The organism is Alistipes onderdonkii, from assembly GCF_025145285.1.
In the GTDB taxonomy this organism is placed as follows: domain Bacteria; phylum Bacteroidota; class Bacteroidia; order Bacteroidales; family Rikenellaceae; genus Alistipes; species Alistipes onderdonkii.
On the sequence record NZ_CP102251.1, the window covers coordinates 1,311,604 to 1,328,912 of the forward strand.

Here is a 17,309-nt window from a genome sequence, read left to right on the forward strand (position 1 = left end):
GCGCGTCAGCTTTTAGCTTCGAGTTTTTCGGCCAGCGCCCCGCAGCAGGCGTCGATATTGCCCGCCCCGAAGCTCACCACCACGTCCGTATCCATCGCCGCGACCGTATCGGCCAGCGCCTCCCTGCCGACGATGCGGCACGGCACGGCTACGCGCCGGGCGATGAGCTCCGACGTGACGCCGGGGATCGGCTCCTCGCGCGCCGGGTAGATCGGCAGCAGCACCACCTCGTCGGCATGCGACAGCGACTCGGCGAACTCTTCGTAAAGGTCGCGCGTGCGGGTGTAGAGGTGGGGCTGGAACAGCGCCGTAATGCGCCGTCCCGGGAACATCTTCCGCACGGAGGTCAGCGTCGCTGCCAGTTCGCGCGGATGGTGCGCGTAATCGTCCATGTAGACCTGCCTGGGGGTGTTGACATAGAATTCGAAACGGCGCTTCACGCCCGAGAACGACGCCAGCGCCCCGCGCAGGGCGTCCGCATCCAACGCAACCCCTTCGGCCCTGGCCGCGCACCATACCGAGGCCACGGCCGCCACCGAATTTTCGATGTTGACCCAGCCCGGAATGCCCAGCGTGCAGCCTTCGATCGCACCGCCCGGCACTACGATGTCATACCTGTAATGGCCTCCCTCGAGCAACTGCACGTTACGGGCATAGAAGTCGCACGGCACGTCGTACGAATAGCGGTACACCGTAATCTGCGGATTGTCCACCACGATGTCCGTCCCTTGCTTGATGACGAGGAACCCGCCGGGGCGTATCTGCCGCACGAACTGCGCGAAAGCCTCCTTCACCGCCTCGTGCGTCCCGTAAATGTCGAGGTGGTCGGCGTCGGCCGACGTGACCACCGCCACATCGGGATAGAGCCGCAGGAACGAACGGTCGAACTCGTCGGCCTCGACGGCCAGCCGCCCGCCCGAAAGGCGGGATCCGGCAGCGGCGCATCCCTCCCCCGCGGGCGGGCGCATCCCCTGCCCCCCGCAGCCGTCCAGCACCAGGTTGCCGCCGAAATTCTTCGAGATACCGCCCAGAAAAGCACTGCCGCCACCCGTCAGGGCGCGGTTCAGCCATGCCACGAGCGTCGACGTCGTAGTCTTGCCGTGCGTCCCCGCCACGGCCATCACGTACTTGCCTTCGGCGAGGTGCCCCAACATCTGCGAGCGCTTCTCGATACGGAACCCGTGGTCGGCGAAATAGCGGTACTCGCCGTGCTCCTGCGGCACGGCCGGGGTATAAACCACCATCGTCGCCGCCGGGTCGAGGAACTCCGCGGGGATCAGCCGCACGTCGTCCTCGAAATGGATCGCCGCCCCCTCGGCCGACAACTCGTCCGTCAGGTGCGAAGGCGTACGGTCGTAACCGGCCACCTTTTTACCCTCGTGCAGGAAATAGCGGGCCAGGGCGCTCATGCCGATGCCGCCGATACCCAGAAAATATACTTTTTGAAACTCCATCTGCTCGATTCTTGATTTTCATACCGCCGCCCGCCGTGCAGGTGCAGCCCGTCCCGTGAAGACAGGTGCCGCCTGCGCCCTACGGCTTCACGGCCGTGCGGTCACTTCATTACCTTTTCGATTTCATCCACAATCCGCTCCGCCGCGTCGGGTCGCGCCAGCTTCTCGAGGTTTTCGCTCATCCTGCGCAGCGCCTCCCCGTCGGCGAGCAGCGCCATCGCCCGCGCCATCGCCCGCGTGCGGGCCTCGGCATCGGGCACCACCACCGCAGCCCCTTTGGCCTCCAGCGCCCGGGCATTCTTCGTCTGGTGATCCTCGGCCACGTTGGGCGAAGGCACGAACAACACGGGCCTGGCCACCAGGCACAGCTCCGAGACCGTTCCGGCGCCGCTGCGCGACACGACCAGATCGGCCGCCGCATAGGCGTAGTCCATGCGGTCGATGAAAGCTCCCTGCCAGATATTCCCCGTCGGGTGCGCCGCCAGGAACGCCTGCATCTCGCGCTCGTAGTATTTCCCCGTCTGCCAGATCACCTGCACCGGGGCGTCGGCGCCTCCGAGCGAGAGTATCCACGCCTTCATCATCTCGTTGAGCGACCGCGTCCCGAGCGACCCGCCCACGACCAGCACCACCGGGAGCTCCGCTCTAAAGCCGTAATAGGCCAACGCCTCGCCCCGGTCGGCTCCCTCTTTCGAGAAGCGGCCCCGCAGGGGATTGCCCGTCATCGTGATCCTGTCGGCCGGGAAAAAGCGTTCCATGCCCTCGTAGGCGACGCAGATCCGCTTCGCCCGCCTGGACAGTATCTTGTTGGTCAGCCCGGCATAGGAGTTCTGCTCCTGAATCACCGTCGGCACCCCCAGCCGCTGTGCAGCCCACAACACCGGGGCGCTGGCGTAGCCCCCGAAGCCCACCACCGCATCGGCCCCGAAATCGCGGATGGTCTTTTTCGCCATCCGGATGCTCCGGAGCACCTTCAGCGGCACCGCGAGGTTGTGCCAGTCCATGCGCCGCTGCAACCCCGCAATCGGCAGCCCGACGATGCGGTAGCCCAGCGCCGGCACCTTCTCCATCTCCATTTTGCCCTCGGCGCCGACGAACAGCAGTTCCACATCGTCGCCGAACCGCCGCTCGAGCGCCTCGGCAACCGCCACGGCCGGATAGATATGTCCGCCCGTTCCGCCGCCCGAAAGTATGATCTTCTTCATATCCCGTTATTTTCCTATTTCGACGGGTTCTCCGAGGAATTTCGGTTTTTTCCCGTCCATAAATCCATGAACATCCTGACCCGCGCCAGCTTTTCCCGGAGCCTGGTCTTCATGCCACCGTACGCCGCCACGTCTGCGGCATTGTACCCTACGGCATCGAGCCCCAACGCCTGCGCAATGTAAACCGCACGGCGGTTATGGAACTCCTGTGAGATTACCGTGAAGCTCTCCTGCCCGAATACCTTTTCCATGCGAACGACCGAATCGTACGTCCGGAACCCGGCATAGTCGAGGTATATCGCCTCCGCCGGCACGCCCCGTCCGACGAGCGCCTCCTTCATGTCCTGCGGCTCGTTGTAACCCTTGCGGCCGTTGTCGCCGCTGATGACCAAGTACTCCACTTTGCCGGCATGGTACAGTGCCGCGGCCGCATCGACCCGGTTGTAGAAATACGCATTCGGACGTCCCGAACGCACCGTCCGCGAAGTCCCGAGCAGCAACCCCGCCCGGTTGGCGGGCACCTCCCCGGGCGAGGCGTATACCCGGCCGTCTGTCGCCCGCTGCACGGCATACCCGGCGGCGGATACCGCCACAGTAGCCAGCACCGCCCCGGCGGCGGCCGCCCATGCCATTGTCTTCAGCCATTTTTTCATCACCGTCCCCAGTTACCCCGATCCAGCGACCGGTAATTGATCGCCTCGGCCACGTCGGCCGCCGCGACCGTGTCGCGCCCCGCCAGGTCGGCGATCGTGCGCGCCACCTTCAGGATACGGTCGTAAGCCCGCGCCGAAAGGTTCAGCCGCTCCATCGCGCGCTCCAGCAGCGCCGCCGAAGCGGCATCCGGGCGGCAGTATTCGCGCAGCATGGCCGCGTTCATCATCGCATTGGTATGTACCCCCTGCGCACCGCGGAACCGCACGGCCTGCACCTCCCGCGCCCGCACGACCCGCGCACGGATCGTAGCGCTGGACTCCCCGGGCGCCGCCGCCGAAAGCTCCGCCGCGCAGACGGGCGTCACCTCGACATGCATGTCGATCCTGTCCATCAGCGGCCCCGAAATCCGGCTCATGTAGCGGTGCACCGACCCCGGCGAGCAGACGCACTCCCGGGCCGGGTGGTTATAATACCCGCACGGACAGGGGTTCATCGCCGCCACGAGCGTAAAGTTCGCCGGGTATTCCACGCTGTATTTGGCCCGCGACACGGTTATTTTCTTCTCCTCCAACGGCTGTCGCAGCACCTCCAGCACGCTGCGCCCGAACTCGGGCAGTTCGTCGAGGAACAGCACCCCGTTGTGCGCCAGCGACACCTCGCCCGGCCGCGGCGACTGCCCGCCGCCGATCAGCGCCACCTGCGAAATGGTGTGGTGCGGAGCCCTGTAGGGCCTGCGCACCATCAGTCCGCCGGCAGCCCCTGCCTTCCCGGCCACGGAGTGTATCTTGGTCGTCTCCAGCGCCTCCCCGGGCGACAGAGGCGGCAGGATCGTCGGCATACGCCGCGCCAGCATCGTCTTTCCCGAACCCGGTGCGCCGATCATCAGCACGTTGTGCCCTCCCGCCGCGGCGATCTCCAGCGCCCGCTTGGCGAGCGCCTGCCCCTTCACGTCGGCGAAATCCTCCTCGTAACGCCCCGCGGCGACTTCGAACGGCTCCGCCGCCCCGGGCACGGCGGGCTCGATCTGCGCCTCGCCGTTCAGCAGCGCCATCACCTCCTTCAGGCTCCCGGCGCCCAGCACGTCGATGCCCTCCACCACGGCCGCCTCCCGGGCATTGACCGCCGGCAGCACCAGCCTCCGCAACCCTTCGTCGCGGGCCCGCACGGCCATCGGCAGCACGCCCCGCACGGGTTTCAGCGTCCCGTCGAGCGACAGCTCGCCCGCGAACATCGTCCCGCCGAGCGCCCCGGCATCCACGCGCCCCATCGCCGCGAGTATCCCCACGGCGATCGGCAGGTCGAACGAAGCGCCTTCCTTGCGCAGGTCGGCCGGGGCGAGGCTCACGACCACCTTACGGCCGGACATCCGCTCCCCCGAGTTCTCGAACGCCGCACGTATGCGCTGCTCGCTCTCCTTGACGGCATTGTCCGGCAGCCCCACCAGGTACATGCCGAGGCCCCCGCCCGCGATGTTGACCTCGACGGCCACCGCCGCGGCGTCGATCCCCACGATCGCACCCGCATAAGTCCGGACAAACATATATCGGAAATTTAACTGTTCGTTTCACATAATCCCCGCCCGTCTTCCGGCGTGGCGGGAGCTCCCTTTCGGCCGCATCGTGCCGCCACTCAGAACGGCGCCTCTTCGTCCAGCGCCCGGGGCGTCAGGTCGAACTCCCCGCCGCCGATCCCCGAACCCAGCGCGGCGGCAGCCCCCGTGGCGCCGTTCGAACCGCTGGCGTAATCGTCGTAGGCCTGCTGACTGTCCGAAGCCTGCGCGGGCGGCAGCATCGAATCGTCCATGTCGGCGAAACGCGCCTGCTCCTTCAGGAAGCGCAGGTTCACGTCGCACACGGCGCCGTTACGGTGCTTGGCGATGATGATTTCGGCCATGCCGGCCGTAGGCATTCCGTTCTCGTCCTGGTTGATGCCGTAATACTCCGGACGGTGGATGAAGGCCACGATGTCGGCGTCCTGCTCGATGGCGCCCGACTCACGCAGGTCGGAGAGCTGGGGGCGCTTCGACCCGCCGCGCATCTCCGTGGCACGGCTCAGCTGCGACAGGGCGATCACCGGCACGTTCAGCTCCTTGGCGATGGCCTTGAGCGTACGCGAAATGAAGGCCACCTCCTGCTCGCGGTTCCCCTTCGAATCCTGGTTGCCGGTCATCAGCTGCAGGTAGTCGATGATAATGATCTTGATGTCGTTGTGTATCTTCAGGCGGCGCGCCTTCGAACGGAACTCGAAGACCGAGAGCGCCGGCGTATCGTCGATGAACAGAGGCGCCGCACCCAGCGGTTTGGTCGCCGACTCCAGGTGGCGCCATTGCTCGGGCGTCAGGCGGCCCGATTTCACGTCGTTGCCGTTGAGCCCCGTCTCGGCGATGATCAGACGCATCATCAGCTGCACCGAGGACATTTCGAGCGAGAAAAACGCCACGCCCTGCTCGTGGTCTACGGCCATATTGCGCGCCATCGAGAGCACGAAGGCCGTCTTACCCATCGAAGGGCGGGCTGCGATGATGATCAAATCGGAGAGCTGCCAGCCCAGCGTCACACGGTCTATGGCCATGAAACCCGACGGAACGCCGTTGAAGGCGCTCGTGTTCTTCGACGCCTCCTCGATCTGCATCAGCGCCCGCGCCAGGATATCCTTCGACACCTGCACCGAACGCTTCACATGCCCCTCGGCGACCTTGAATATCTCGCCTTCGGCATACCCGATCAGCTCCGTCACATCGGTCGATTCGTCGTACGAGCGTTTCTGTATCTCGGTCGCCGAGCGTATCAGCTCGCGCTGCACGTATTTCTGGGCGATGATCTTGGCATGGAACTCGACGTTGGCCGCCGAGCCTACCTTCTGCGTGAGCTGCGCCAGGTACGACGCCCCGCCCACCTTCTTGAGCTCCTTCTTGCCTTTCAGCCGCTCGGTCACGGTATAGAGGTCGATCGGTTTGAGCTCCATCGACAGCTCCTCGATCGCCTTGTAGATCGTGCGGTGCTCCTCCGTGTAGAACGCATCGGGCGTCACATACTCCTGCACGGCGATGATGCTGTCCTTTTCGAGCATCAGCGCGCCGAGTACGGCCTCCTCCAGTTCGACCGCCTGCGGGGGTACGTTCCCCGGGGTCTCGGTGAGCGCCTCGAATGCCTCCCTGTTGCGCCGGGAGGGGTTATAATCTTTTGCCATGATATACGCTTTCGTTCAAAGGCCAAAAGTAGCAATAAGCCGGGAGAATTCAAAACCCCGCCGGGGGATATTCTGCCGAAAACTATGTTTTAACATAGTTTCGGCCCGGCACCCGCCCCTGCGGGAACGTCCGGCCCGTTGAAAAATAATTTCCGCACCCTACCCCTTCTCGCCCAGAGCGTGCCGCGAGACGGCGAGTGCGGCGATGCTGATGCGGCAACCGGGCGCCGAGCGCAGAATCTCCCCGGCGCACGAAAGCATCGTGCTGCCCGTGGTGAACACGTCGTCCACCAGCAGGACGTGCCGCCCCGCAAGCCGCCCGGGACGGCCGACGGCGAACGCATCCTCGACATTGCGGGCCCGGTCTCGGCGCGCCTTGAGGGCCTGGCTCTCCGTATTGCGTTTTCGGCGCACGCTGCGGCGGTCGACCTCCACGCCCAGCTGCGCGGCAATCCCTTCGGCGATATATTCGGACTGGTTGTACCCGCGGCGGCAGCGCTTGACGGGGTGCAGCGGCAGGGGCACGACCACCTCCACGTCGTCGTACAATCCGCTTTCCTTCAGGCAGCGGCCGTACCACTCGCCCATCGCCCGCGCCGTGCGCCATGCCCCGCGGTACTTGAACCCCCGGATCAGCTCCCGCCACCCGCTGCCGTGGACATAATAGAGCAGCCCCGAAGCCCGCTCCACGGGCAGCATGTCGCGGCACCGCCCCAGCACGGGGTTGTCGGCCTGGCGCCAAAACCCCGTCAGGGGTGCCGTCGCCCGGCACAACGTACAGACCGTGTGCTCGCCCTGCGCCAGCATCCGGCCGCACACAGGGCAGCGAGGCGGAAAAAAGAGCGCCGCCACGTCACGCAACAGGCTACTGAGGATCGACATTGACGACGACGGTAATATTCCTGAACTCGGGATCCTCCGAAAAAGCCTTCAGCTCCGCCCCCAACAACTCCCGGGCGCGCGCCGACGAGGCGCCGCTTTCGACCTTGAGCAGCAGCCCGGCGAGGTATTCGCCGCGGATGCGGTCAACAGGGGGCGTCATCGGCCCCAGTACACGGCGGCCGAAACGGCCGCGCAGGCGCGCCGCCAGCTCCGTGATGCCGCGCCGCAGCAGGGCGACGTCGCGGTGGCGCAGCGTCAGCGACGTAAGCCGCGCGTAAGGCGGGTAAAAGAAGGCTTCGCGCTCGGCGAGCTGTGCCCGCGCCATGCCGTCGTAATCGCCCGCGGCGACCCGCCGGATCACGGGATGCCCCGGCTCCGAAGTCTGGATCACCACCTCCCCGCCGTCCGAACGGCGGCCGGCGCGGCCGGCGACCTGCATCATCAGCTGGAACGCCCGCTCCGCGGCCCTGAAATCGGGGTTGTTCAGCAGATTGTCGGCATTGAGGATACCCACGAGCGACACGCCGCCGAAATCGAACCCCTTGGTAATCATCTGCGTTCCGACCAGGATGTCGGTCTTGCGGGCCTCGAAGTCGGCGATGATGGCGTTGAACGCCCGCTCCGAAGTCACGCTGTCGCGGTCGAGCCGCGCCACGCGCGCCGCGGGGAACAGCCGTGCGATCTCCTCCTCGACCTTTTCGGTGCCGAAGCCGCGCGGAACCACGTCCGTCACCTTGCACGACGGGCATTTCGCCGGCACGGGGGCCGTATAGCCGCAGTAATGGCAGACGAGCTTCCCGCCTCCCTTGTGGTAGGTGAGCGTCACGTTGCAGTGCGGACAGCGTGCCGTCCACCCGCACTCCGAGCACTCGACATAGGGCGCGAACCCGCGGCGGTTCTGGAACAGCATCACCTGCTCGCCCCGCCCGAGCGCCGCTTCCATCTTGTCGAGCAACAACTTGTTGAAATGCGCATGCCGTTCGCCGCGTTTGGCGGCACGGATCGTATCCGAAACGAATATTTCGGGCGGCCGGGCCTCCCCGTACCGCTCCGTCAGGGAGGCGAACCCGTACTTTCCGCTTCCGGCATTGACCCATGTCTCGAGCGAAGGCGTGGCGCTTCCCAGCAGCGTCCGCCCGCCCCACAGCCGCGCCATCACCACGGCGCAGTCGCGCGCGTTGTAACGCGGCGCAGGGTCGGCCTGCTTGTAACTGGCATCGTGCTCCTCGTCGACGACGACCAGCTGCAGCCGCTTGAGCGGCAGGAATATCGACGAGCGCACGCCGACCACGAACTCGCCCCCCTGGGAGCGGTTCAGGCGCAGGTAGGTCTCCGTGCGGCGGCGGTTCGTAAGTTTCGAGTGGTAAGGGGTCACACGGCTGCCGAAAATACGCTCCATGCGTTCGATCAGCTGCGCCGTGAGGGCGATCTCGGGCACCAGCAGCAGCACGTCGCCGCCCCGCGCCAGCACTTCGGCGATCAGGTGGATGTATACCTCGGTCTTGCCCGACCCCGTAATGCCGTGCAGCAACGCCGCGGGCTTCCGGGCGAACTGCCCCCGCAGCGACTCCAGCGCCGCGAGCTGCGCCGGGGTCAGCTCCGGCAGGCGGAATGCCGATCCGCCGCGCTCGACGGTGCGTTCGCGCTCCGCCGAGACGATGTACCCCTTGCGTTCGAGGGCATGCAGCACGGCATAGTCGGCCCGCAGCAGGCGCCGTGCCACCTCGCCCGTCGGGATCCGCTCCCCGTCCCCGGCCGAGGCCAGTTCGAGGAGCGCTTCGTACTGCCTGGGCGCACGCCTTTCGAGCTTCTCGAAGGCTTCGTGCAGCCGTCCTTCGTCGTGCAGCCCGGGCGCCAGGGCCACATAGCACTCCGTACGGGGGCGGAACTCCTCTTCGGTGAACTCCTCCTCCGTGTCGCCCGAAGGCTTCATCAGCGACGGCAACCCCACGCGCATCACCTCGCCCGGCGTGCACATGTAGTATGCGGCGACCCACTCCCAGAAGGCCATTTGCTGCGCCGAGAGCAGGGGTGCGCCGTACAGGACGCGCTGTATGGATTTGACGGTTTTGAACGGGGGGCGGCGGTCATGCACGCGCCACACGATCCCCGTGTAGAATTTGCGGGCGCCGAACTGTACGGCCACGGCCTGCCCCGCCTCGACATGCATCCCTTCGGGCACTGCGAACGTATAGGCGGGCTGCGCCAGCGGCAGGACTATATCGGCATAGAGGGGCATCAGGGTTTACTGATGGCTTGGAACCCCTTGCCGTAGACGCCCATCACCGATCCCACGGTCATGAAGGCTTCGGGGTCGATCGTCTTCACGAACTTGAGGATCATCGTGGTCTCGCGCTTGCGGCAGACCACCATCACGATCTTCGACTCCTTTTTGGTGTACCACCCCTGCGAGTCGATGAGCGTCACGCCGCGGTGGATATTGTCGACGATGGCCTGCGCCATCTTCTCATAGTCGTGCGTGACGATGAATACCTGGCTCGACTGCTGGTTCCCGGCCATGATCATGTCGACCGTATAGCCGAAGACCGCGGTCATCACGTAGCCGTAGATCACCGTGTCGATATGGAACCCCACGAGCATCGACGAGCCGATGATCACGAAGTCCGAATAGATGACGATCTTGCCGTAGCTGATCGTGCGGTACTTGTTGATAATCATGGCGGCGATGTCCGTGCCGCCCGTCGAGCCGCCCTGCATGAAGCATATCGCCACGCCGATACCCGCCAGGATGCCGCCCAGGATCACCGAAAGGATCCGTTCCAGATGGAGGAAATCCCCCTCGGGCAGCACCGACTGCCAGAAATTCAGCCCCAGCGATATGACGCATACGCAGAACACGGTCTTCACGCCGAAGTTCCATCCGATGATGAACCCCGCCACGAGCAGCAGCACGCCGTTGATCAAGAAAGCCATCGTACCGATCTGGATACTTATGCCGGCCCAATGTTCCACGGCATGGCACAGCACGCGCGAAAGGCCCGTGGCACCGCCTCCGGTACCGTCGGCGGGCATGATGCATCCGATCCATGCAAAAGAGTACAGCATCATGCCGACCGTCATCAGGAAGTACTCCTTGAAGGTTTTCAGCACCTGCTCCATAGTGATGGGTTTCATAGCGACGGGTATTAGTGATTCGAGCACAAAGGTATAAAAATTTCGCCTTGGTATGCACCGCGCTCCTCCAATCTTTTTTCGAGCATCGCCAGCAGGGTTTCGTTGCGGATCAATCCCCAGTTGCGGCCGTAATGGTAGCGGGGCGGCGCCTCGCTGGCAAAGCGTTCGACGACCAGGTCGGGCCTCAGCCGCCGCAGTATCTCGACGAACAGGTCGATGTACTGGCCGACCTCCCAGAAACGGAACCTGCGGGGGTCGGCATCGTACTGGGCGGCCATCGGCGTGCCGCGGAAAACCTGCAGCTGGTGGAATTTCACCGTCGTGAGCGGCAGTGAATTGATCGTTGCGACCTGTTCCAACAGCATTTCGTCGGTCTCGCCCGGCAGCCCGAGGATGAAATGCGCCCCCACGTGCAACCCCCTTTCGGCGGCCATCTCCACGGCCCTGCGCGCGCAGGCGAAGTCGTGGCCGCGGTTCACGGCGCGCAGCGTCTCGTCGCAGGTCGATTCGATGCCGAATTCGACCGCCACGTAACGGTCGCGCGCTATCTCCGCCAGATAATCGAGCTTCTCGGCGTCCACGCAGTCGGGGCGCGTCCCGATGACGATACCCGCCACGCCGGGATATGCGAGGGCCTCGCCGTAGAGCGCCCTGAGCCTTTCGAGCGGGGCGTATGTATTCGAAAAAGACTGGAAATAAACCAGGTAGCGCGACGCCGCACGGTAGCGCCTGCCGTGGAATTCGATCCCCTCGGCGATCTGCCGTCCGATGCTTTTGGCCGGTATGCAGTACGAGGGAGTGAACGCCCCGTTGTTACAGAACGTACATCCTCCCTCGCCTATCTTCCCGTCGCGGTTGGGACACGTGAACCCGGCATCGACCGAGATTTTCTGCACCCGCCCGCCGAACGTGCGGCGGAAATACCCCGAATAGGAGTTGAACCGCCTGTGGTCGCCCCACGCATACATGCCTACAACCCCCAGTCGGAAGCGTTATAGGTATCCTTCGGCGCATTGGGCACGTTGGCGAAGAAGGTAAACCCGGTAAGCTCTTCGATCTCCTTCACCGACCGCATGTCCCCGGCCTGCGGGTCGTGCCCTTTCCCCATGGCATGGCTCATCACGAAAGCCGCACACTGCAATTCGTCGGCGGCACAGTTCAGCACGGATTTATTCGTATTCCCCTTCTTGGTGCGCAGGCAAAGCGTATAGAACATCGTCGGCACATCGGTGGTGATGTTCCCGAAACTCGTGCTGCGCTGCGGGGCGCTGTTCCCGTAGGAATCCGTCCACTTGTCATAATAAGCTCCGACCACCACATAGAGCGTATCGGCACACCAGTAGTCGTCGATCTTGTCCTCGAGGTTGTTCCACGCACCGTCGCCGGTGTTGAACGTCGAGCCGTGCTGCGCCGCGATATTGGTGTAATACGACACCTGCTTGTTCATGCCGCTCGTCCGCGAACGCTCGTAGTTGCCCAGCATATGCCCGCGGTTGTAGGGCGAGCCCATCGAAGCCTTCGAGCCCGAAGGCTGGATAGAGGACGGGATAACCGGATCGGGGCCGTAATTGCGGTTGCCCGAACTGCCGACATAACAATTATGGACAGGAGCCGCCACCCATACCGGACTGTGGTGCTCGGCACTGTAACATACCGTAAAGTTCCGGGCCTCATGCCCGTCGACTTTAAAATCGGGGCAAATATGGTAGGCATAATGATAATCGCCGTTGTCCGCCTCGACCGGCAGCTCCGCCCAGCCCGCGTATTTCGTCCTGCCGTCCCCGCCGCCGGCCGCGGATGTGGCGAATGTCCCGACGGTGCTTCCGAAGGTCGTTCCGCCGACCACGACGCACAGCCGGAATTTGTACTCCGTCGAAGCGCTCAGGCCCGTAAGCCGGGCGCTCTTGGCGCCGAGTTCGGTCGCGACCGCCACGCGCTGCCCGTCGTCCGAGGTCGTCCCGTAGAGGAAATAAGCCTCGGACACCTCCTTGCCGCCCGTATATTCGAACGTGCAGGAGACAGTCGCCGAAGAGGCCGTCACCTGCGAACACTCCGGCACCCCGAACCTCGGGTCGTCCGGCAGCACCGGGTTCTCCCCCGTTTTGACGACGACCGGCTTGCTCTGCATCCGGCCTCCGCTCCCCATGTCCACATAGGCGTAGATCAGGTACGACGTCTCGGCATCGAGCCCCGTCAGGCGGCAGGACATCACCTGCCCGTCGACCGTCACGTCGGTCGTCTCCGTGAAACTCCCCGTATCGTCGGAGCGGATCGGCGCATAGGCGAATCCCGCCTGCGCCGAGGAAAGCACGCCGTCGCCGAATTTCGTCCGGCACGACACCTCCACGGTCGTCCCCGAAACCTCGGCCTCGGGTGCGTAGAACCATTTGTTCTCCTTTCCTGTCTCTTCGTCGTTGCAGGAGGCCAAAACCGCCGCCACCCCGGCAAACAGGACTACTAAAAATCTCTTCATGCTATTTTTCGGTTAACAATCCCTCATTTTCGAATCGACCCAGATGGTCACCGGGCCGTCGTTCACCAGCGCCACCTGCATGTCGGCGCCGAATTCTCCCGTCATCACCTCCCGCCCCAGGAGCTCCGCCACACGTGCCGTGAAACGTCCGTACATCGGGCGCGAAACCGCCTCGGGCGCCGCCTTGATATAGGACGGGCGGTTGCCCTTGCGCGTCGAGGCCAGCAGGGTGAACTGGCTCACGACCAGCACCAGGCCGCCGACCTGCCTCACATCGAGGTTCATCACCCCCTGTGCGTCGTCGAAGATCCGCAGGCGGACGAGCTTGCCCGCCAGGTATTCGACATCCTCGTCCGTATCGTCCGCGCCCACGCCGAGCAGCACCAGCAGCCCTGCCCCGATCTGCGACCGCAACTGGCCGCCGATCGTGACGGAAGCGCTCTTCACACGTTGTATCAGTATGCGCATACCCCCAGGCAATCAACGGTTTTCAAAATAGGCCCACAGGTTGTCGTCCGCAGGCACGGGCGCCGTGACCGCCACGGGCTCATGGCGCACGGGATGCTCGAATTCGACGCTCCGCGAGTGGAGCGAGATGCCGCCCCCGGGCAGCGAACGCCGCGCGCCGTATTTCAAGTCGCCGCGGATCGGGCACCCGATCTTCGACAGCTGGGCGCGTATCTGGTGGTGGCGCCCCGTCAGCAGCTCCACCTCCACGAGCGTATAGTGCGTCCCCGCGCCCAGCGTCGCATAGCGCAGCCGCGCCTGCTTGGCGTCGGCCTTCGGCGCATCGCAGGCGCGCGAACGGTTGGCACGTCCGTCACGCAGGATGTAGTGGCACAATTCGCCGCTCAGCGGATCGGGGGCCTGCTCGGTCAGCGCCCAGTATATCTTACGGATGCGTCCTTCGCGGATCATCTCGTTGAGCCGCGTGAGGGCCTTCGAGGTCTTGGCGAAGAGCACCGCGCCGCTCACCGGACGGTCGATCCGGTGCACCACGCCGAGGAACACCTCGCCGGGCTTCGCATCGCGGCGTTTGATAAAGGCTTTGATCTGGTCTTCGAGGGCACTCCCGCCCGACGGGTCGGGCTGCACCAAGTCTCCGCAGTGTTTGTTGACCACCAGCAGGTGGTTGTCTTCGTAGAGAATATCTTCCGGTGTAAACATGTTCGGGGTATTGAGTCTGACGGTTCCCGGTCACAGCACGAACGTGAAGGGCAGCAGCCGTGCCGCCGTATCCACGACGGTGGCCGTACCGTTTCCGCTCATGATGACCCGCATGGGCGAGCCCTGGCGGCGTTCGACATCGACCATCACCTGCCGGCACTGGCCGCAGGGGTAGCACTCGCGCGCGGAGGGATTCGAAGCGATGGCCAGCGTCTCGATCGGGTCGTCGGCATAATTGGCCTGCGCGTAGAACATCAGCGAACGTTCGGCGCAAAGTCCGGCCGGATACACCTCGCTCTCGAAATTGCTTCCGTAGAGGATCTTCCCGCTGCGCAGGCGCGCCGCCGCCCCGACCTGGAAATGCGAATAGGGCGCGTGGGCGTTCGCCGTGGCCCGCTGGGCCTCCGCGACCAGTTTGCGGTCGGCATCCGGGAGCCCTTCGAGGGCCGCATAATGCTCATAGTTGAAACAGAACTGCTTTTCCATAACTCCTCCTGTTTTTAGGGGCAAAGTAAACAAAGGTAATATAAATTTCGCTACCGTCCAACAACCGGGGCGTTTTTCCCGCCGCGAAGCGCACCTCCGGGGACGACGAAGAGGATGCCCCTCGGGACACCCTCTTCGACATACGCTGCCGGACGGCTATTCCAGCACGAATTTCGCCTGGACGTTGTACTGCAGCTTGATCGTCTTGAAGTCGAGCGGCTCGTCCGCTGCGGCGTCCTCGGCCATACCGGCCGCCTTGGCGCTGCGCATCACGGCCATGTTGTCGTAAAAGACCGGCATCACATTGTTGTTCGAATCGTAGATGTAGAAGCATTTGCCGACATTCTGCCCGATGGCCTGGGCCAGCGTCTGCGCGCTCTGCTTGGCGTTCTGCATGGCCTCCACGCGCACCTGTTCCTTGTATTGGTCGATCTTCGAATGCGACACCTTCAGGATCGAGACGTTCGAAATCCCCAGGTTGTCCAACGCCTGCCACACCTTCGAGACCTCGGCCGCCGACCCCAGCTGCAACTGGTATTTGGCCGTCGCCACCGAAGTCTTCTTCTTGAAGAACTCGCTCGACAGGTTTGCCACCTTGAGCTGCTTCTCGACGTTCACGCCGAGCCGCTTGAGCGCCGCGATCATGTCGCGCTGCTGGCTCTCGACCGAAATCTTGCCTTTCGAGTCGCGTTCGTTGATGATGACCGAGAGGTAGAACTCGTCGGGCGTGATCTCCTTCTCGGCGCGCCCGTTGACCTGAATATAGCTGGGGAATGCCTCCTGCACCTGTGCCGCCGCGGGAAGTGCCATCAGCGCCACCGCCGCAATTAAAATCAGTTTTTTCATGTTTTCCGTTTTTTAGGTAACTGTCTTACAAATAAAACGCCAAAACCGCAGGATACTGCATCGCCCCGGTCTGTTTTTCCGGACGCGGCTCCCTGCGCGGCATTGATAAAAACGCCGCACGCCTGCTTTTATTGCCATTTCGGTTTCTCCGCCCGGACAAAAAAGGCCCCGGAAGCGACTTTCGTGTCACCGCCTCACCAGCTTCACCACGTTCTCGACATGGTGCGTATGGGGGAACATGTCCACGGGCTGCACGGCCTCGACGCGATAATCGGCGTCGAGCAGCGCCAGGTCGCGCGCCTGCGTAGCCGGGTTGCAGCTCACATAGACGATCCTCTCGGGCGCGGCACGCAGGATCACCCCGATGACCGGTTCGTCGACGCCCGCCCGCGGCGGGTCGAGGATAATGACGTCGGGGCGGCCGTTGGCAGCCACGAATTCGTCGCTGAGCACCTGCTTCATGTCGCCCGCATAAAAGACCGTATTGCCGATGCCGTTGATTTCGGAATTGATTTTCGCGTCGGCGATCGCCTCGGGCACATACTCGATGCCCACCACGCGGCGGCAGTGCGCGGCGCAGAAATTGGCGATGGTGCCCGTACCGGTATAAAGGTCGTAGAGCACGTCTTCGGGTTTCAGGTCTGCGAACTCGCGCGCCACCTTGTAGAGCTCGTAGGCCTGTTCGGAATTGGTCTGGTAGAACGACTTGGGGCCCACCTTGAAACGCAGCCCCTCCATCTCCTCGACGATATGGTCTTTGCCTTTGTAGCACACCGGGTCGAGGTCGCCCACCGAATCGTTGAGCTTCGTATTGACGACGTAGCACAGCGAGGTGATCTGCGGGAATGCGGCCGCCAGATGGTCGAGCAGCGCCGCGATCCGTTCGCAGTCGTCCGCGCCGAAGACCACGGTCACCATCACTTCGCCCGTCGAGGCCGTGCGGACGATCATGTTGCGCATCAGCCCCGTATGCTCGCGGGCATTGTGGAACGTATAGCCGTTCTCGACGCAGAAACGTTTGGTCTCCATCCGGATGTCGTTCGACGGGTCGGGCTGCAGCCAGCATTTGCGGATGTCGAGCACCTTGTCGAACATGCCGGGGATATGGAACCCCAGCGCGGGCGCGGCGCCGATATCCGCACCGCCCTCGACCTCCTCGCGCGTCAGCCAGCGGCGGTCGGCGAAGGTGAACTCGAGTTTGTTGCGGTAGAACTGCGTCCGGGCCGACCCCAGGCACGGGGCGATTTCGGGCAGGGCGATCTTGCCGATGCGGGCCAGCTGGTCGTGCACCTGCCCGGTTTTGAAGCGCAGCTGCTCCTCGTAGGGAAGGTTCTGCCACTTGCAGCCGCCGCAGACGCCGAAATGCTCACAGAAGGCCTCGGCGCGCAGGGGCGATTTCTTCACATAGCGGACGACGAACCCCTCCATGAACCGGCGGCGTTTGGAGCGTATCTGCACATCCACCACGTCGCCCGGCACGGTCAGCGGCACGAACACCACCACGTCGTTCCAGCGTCCCATCGCCTTGCCTTCGGCGGCGAGCGTCGTTATTTCGAGCCCCTCGATCAGGGGGTAATTTGCTTTTTTTCGTGCCATAATCCTGATTTTGCCGCAAAGATAGTGCAAGCCGAGCGCAGATGCAAGCTCTGCTTGCAATATGCCGAGGCGCCGCCTGTCTGAGCCGAAATTCCTTTTGAGGCAAAGATAGTGCAAGCCGAGCGCAGATGCAAGCTCTGCTTGCAATATGCCGAGGCGCCGCCTGTCTAAGCCGAAATTCCTTTTGAGGCAAAGATAGTGCAAGCCGAGCGCAGATGCAAG

The 17,309-nt window shown here is 63.9% G+C and carries 14 protein-coding genes and 1 pseudogene; all 15 read right to left on the reverse strand.

Going from position 1 to position 17,309, the window contains the following annotated elements; all coding sequences use genetic code 11:
• Positions 1–5: 5 nt before the first annotated feature.
• The 15 genes and pseudogenes from NQ559_RS05585 to rlmD all read right to left on the reverse strand — a co-directional run bounded on the left by NQ559_RS05585 (position 6) and on the right by rlmD (position 17,087).
• Positions 6–1,454, reverse strand: coding sequence for a UDP-N-acetylmuramate--L-alanine ligase (locus NQ559_RS05585; RefSeq protein ID WP_018696534.1), 1,449 nt, complete (start codon positions 1,452–1,454; stop codon positions 6–8).
• A 101-nt stretch (positions 1,455–1,555) separates the two neighbouring features.
• Entirely contained in the window at positions 1,556–2,659 is a 1,104-nt protein-coding gene (gene murG / locus NQ559_RS05590) for an undecaprenyldiphospho-muramoylpentapeptide beta-N-acetylglucosaminyltransferase (RefSeq protein ID WP_018696535.1), read from the reverse strand.
• A gap of 6 nt (positions 2,660–2,665) precedes the next feature.
• Positions 2,666–3,291: pseudogene (locus NQ559_RS05595) on the reverse strand (SanA/YdcF family protein).
• A gap of 20 nt (positions 3,292–3,311) precedes the next feature.
• Complete coding sequence (locus tag NQ559_RS05600; RefSeq protein WP_018696536.1) at positions 3,312–4,853, reverse strand: YifB family Mg chelatase-like AAA ATPase; 1,542 nt, start codon at positions 4,851–4,853, stop codon at positions 3,312–3,314.
• 89 nt (positions 4,854–4,942) lie between these two features.
• Positions 4,943–6,502 carry a replicative DNA helicase gene (gene dnaB / locus NQ559_RS05605; protein ID WP_018696537.1) on the reverse strand — a complete coding sequence of 520 codons (1,560 nt, stop codon included), beginning with the start codon at positions 6,500–6,502 and terminating at the stop codon, positions 4,943–4,945.
• Positions 6,503–6,661: 159 nt separating this feature from the next.
• The gene (locus NQ559_RS05610; RefSeq protein WP_018696538.1) at positions 6,662–7,384 is read right to left on the reverse strand and encodes a ComF family protein; all 723 of its coding nucleotides are present in this window, start codon (positions 7,382–7,384) and stop codon (positions 6,662–6,664) included.
• On the reverse strand, positions 7,368–9,623 hold the full coding sequence (gene priA, locus NQ559_RS05615) for a replication restart helicase PriA (protein ID WP_018696539.1): 2,256 nt from the start codon (positions 9,621–9,623) through the stop codon (positions 7,368–7,370). Before priA ends, NQ559_RS05610 begins: the two co-directional genes overlap by 17 nt.
• Positions 9,623–10,519, reverse strand: a complete 897-nt coding sequence (locus tag NQ559_RS05620; RefSeq protein WP_026318497.1) for a YitT family protein — start codon at positions 10,517–10,519, stop codon at positions 9,623–9,625. The genes priA and NQ559_RS05620 overlap by 1 nt, the downstream gene beginning before the upstream one ends.
• Positions 10,520–10,530: 11 nt before the next feature.
• On the reverse strand, positions 10,531–11,487 hold the full coding sequence (gene mnmL, locus NQ559_RS05625) for a tRNA modification radical SAM protein MnmL/YtqA (protein ID WP_018696541.1): 957 nt from the start codon (positions 11,485–11,487) through the stop codon (positions 10,531–10,533).
• A 2-nt stretch (positions 11,488–11,489) separates the two neighbouring features.
• Entirely contained in the window at positions 11,490–12,992 is a 1,503-nt protein-coding gene (locus tag NQ559_RS05630) for a DNA/RNA non-specific endonuclease (RefSeq protein WP_018696542.1), read from the reverse strand.
• A 12-nt stretch (positions 12,993–13,004) separates the two neighbouring features.
• Positions 13,005–13,460 (reverse strand): D-aminoacyl-tRNA deacylase, encoded by a 456-nt coding sequence (gene dtd, locus NQ559_RS05635; RefSeq protein ID WP_018696543.1) that lies wholly within the window; start codon positions 13,458–13,460, stop codon positions 13,005–13,007.
• Between the two features lie 12 nt (positions 13,461–13,472).
• Positions 13,473–14,159, reverse strand: coding sequence for an RluA family pseudouridine synthase (locus tag NQ559_RS05640; RefSeq protein WP_018696544.1), 687 nt, complete (start codon positions 14,157–14,159; stop codon positions 13,473–13,475).
• Positions 14,160–14,189: 30 nt separating this feature from the next.
• Positions 14,190–14,645 carry a cytidine deaminase gene (locus NQ559_RS05645; protein ID WP_018696545.1) on the reverse strand — a complete coding sequence of 152 codons (456 nt, stop codon included), beginning with the start codon at positions 14,643–14,645 and terminating at the stop codon, positions 14,190–14,192.
• Positions 14,646–14,801: 156 nt separating this feature from the next.
• A complete protein-coding gene (locus NQ559_RS05650) occupies positions 14,802–15,491 on the reverse strand; it encodes an SIMPL domain-containing protein (RefSeq protein WP_018696546.1) in 690 nt (229 codons plus the stop codon).
• 186 nt (positions 15,492–15,677) lie between these two features.
• Positions 15,678–17,087: a 23S rRNA (uracil(1939)-C(5))-methyltransferase RlmD gene (gene rlmD / locus NQ559_RS05655; protein WP_018696547.1), complete on the reverse strand. Its 1,410-nt coding sequence runs from the start codon at positions 17,085–17,087 to the stop codon at positions 15,678–15,680.
• Positions 17,088–17,309 lie beyond the last annotated feature (222 nt).

What these genes read in the sequence shown, in the direction of transcription:
- dtd (WP_018696543.1), bottom strand. Translation starts at nt 13,460, where the DNA reads ATGCGCATACTGATACAACGTGTGAAGAGCGCTTCCGTCACGATCGGC.
- murG (WP_018696535.1), bottom strand. Translation starts at nt 2,659, where the DNA reads ATGAAGAAGATCATACTTTCGGGCGGCGGAACGGGCGGACATATCTAT.
- NQ559_RS05640 (WP_018696544.1), bottom strand. Translation starts at nt 14,159, where the DNA reads ATGTTTACACCGGAAGATATTCTCTACGAAGACAACCACCTGCTGGTG.
- NQ559_RS05630 (WP_018696542.1), bottom strand. Translation starts at nt 12,992, where the DNA reads ATGAAGAGATTTTTAGTAGTCCTGTTTGCCGGGGTGGCGGCGGTTTTG.
- dnaB (WP_018696537.1), bottom strand. Translation starts at nt 6,502, where the DNA reads ATGGCAAAAGATTATAACCCCTCCCGGCGCAACAGGGAGGCATTCGAG.
- NQ559_RS05645 (WP_018696545.1), bottom strand. Translation starts at nt 14,645, where the DNA reads ATGGAAAAGCAGTTCTGTTTCAACTATGAGCATTATGCGGCCCTCGAA.
- NQ559_RS05620 (WP_026318497.1), bottom strand. Translation starts at nt 10,519, where the DNA reads ATGAAACCCATCACTATGGAGCAGGTGCTGAAAACCTTCAAGGAGTAC.
- rlmD (WP_018696547.1), bottom strand. Translation starts at nt 17,087, where the DNA reads ATGGCACGAAAAAAAGCAAATTACCCCCTGATCGAGGGGCTCGAAATA.
- priA (WP_018696539.1), bottom strand. Translation starts at nt 9,623, where the DNA reads ATGCCCCTCTATGCCGATATAGTCCTGCCGCTGGCGCAGCCCGCCTAT.
- NQ559_RS05585 (WP_018696534.1), bottom strand. Translation starts at nt 1,454, where the DNA reads ATGGAGTTTCAAAAAGTATATTTTCTGGGTATCGGCGGCATCGGCATG.
- NQ559_RS05600 (WP_018696536.1), bottom strand. Translation starts at nt 4,853, where the DNA reads ATGTTTGTCCGGACTTATGCGGGTGCGATCGTGGGGATCGACGCCGCG.
- mnmL (WP_018696541.1), bottom strand. Translation starts at nt 11,487, where the DNA reads ATGTATGCGTGGGGCGACCACAGGCGGTTCAACTCCTATTCGGGGTAT.
- NQ559_RS05610 (WP_018696538.1), bottom strand. Translation starts at nt 7,384, where the DNA reads ATGTCGATCCTCAGTAGCCTGTTGCGTGACGTGGCGGCGCTCTTTTTT.
- NQ559_RS05650 (WP_018696546.1), bottom strand. Translation starts at nt 15,491, where the DNA reads ATGAAAAAACTGATTTTAATTGCGGCGGTGGCGCTGATGGCACTTCCC.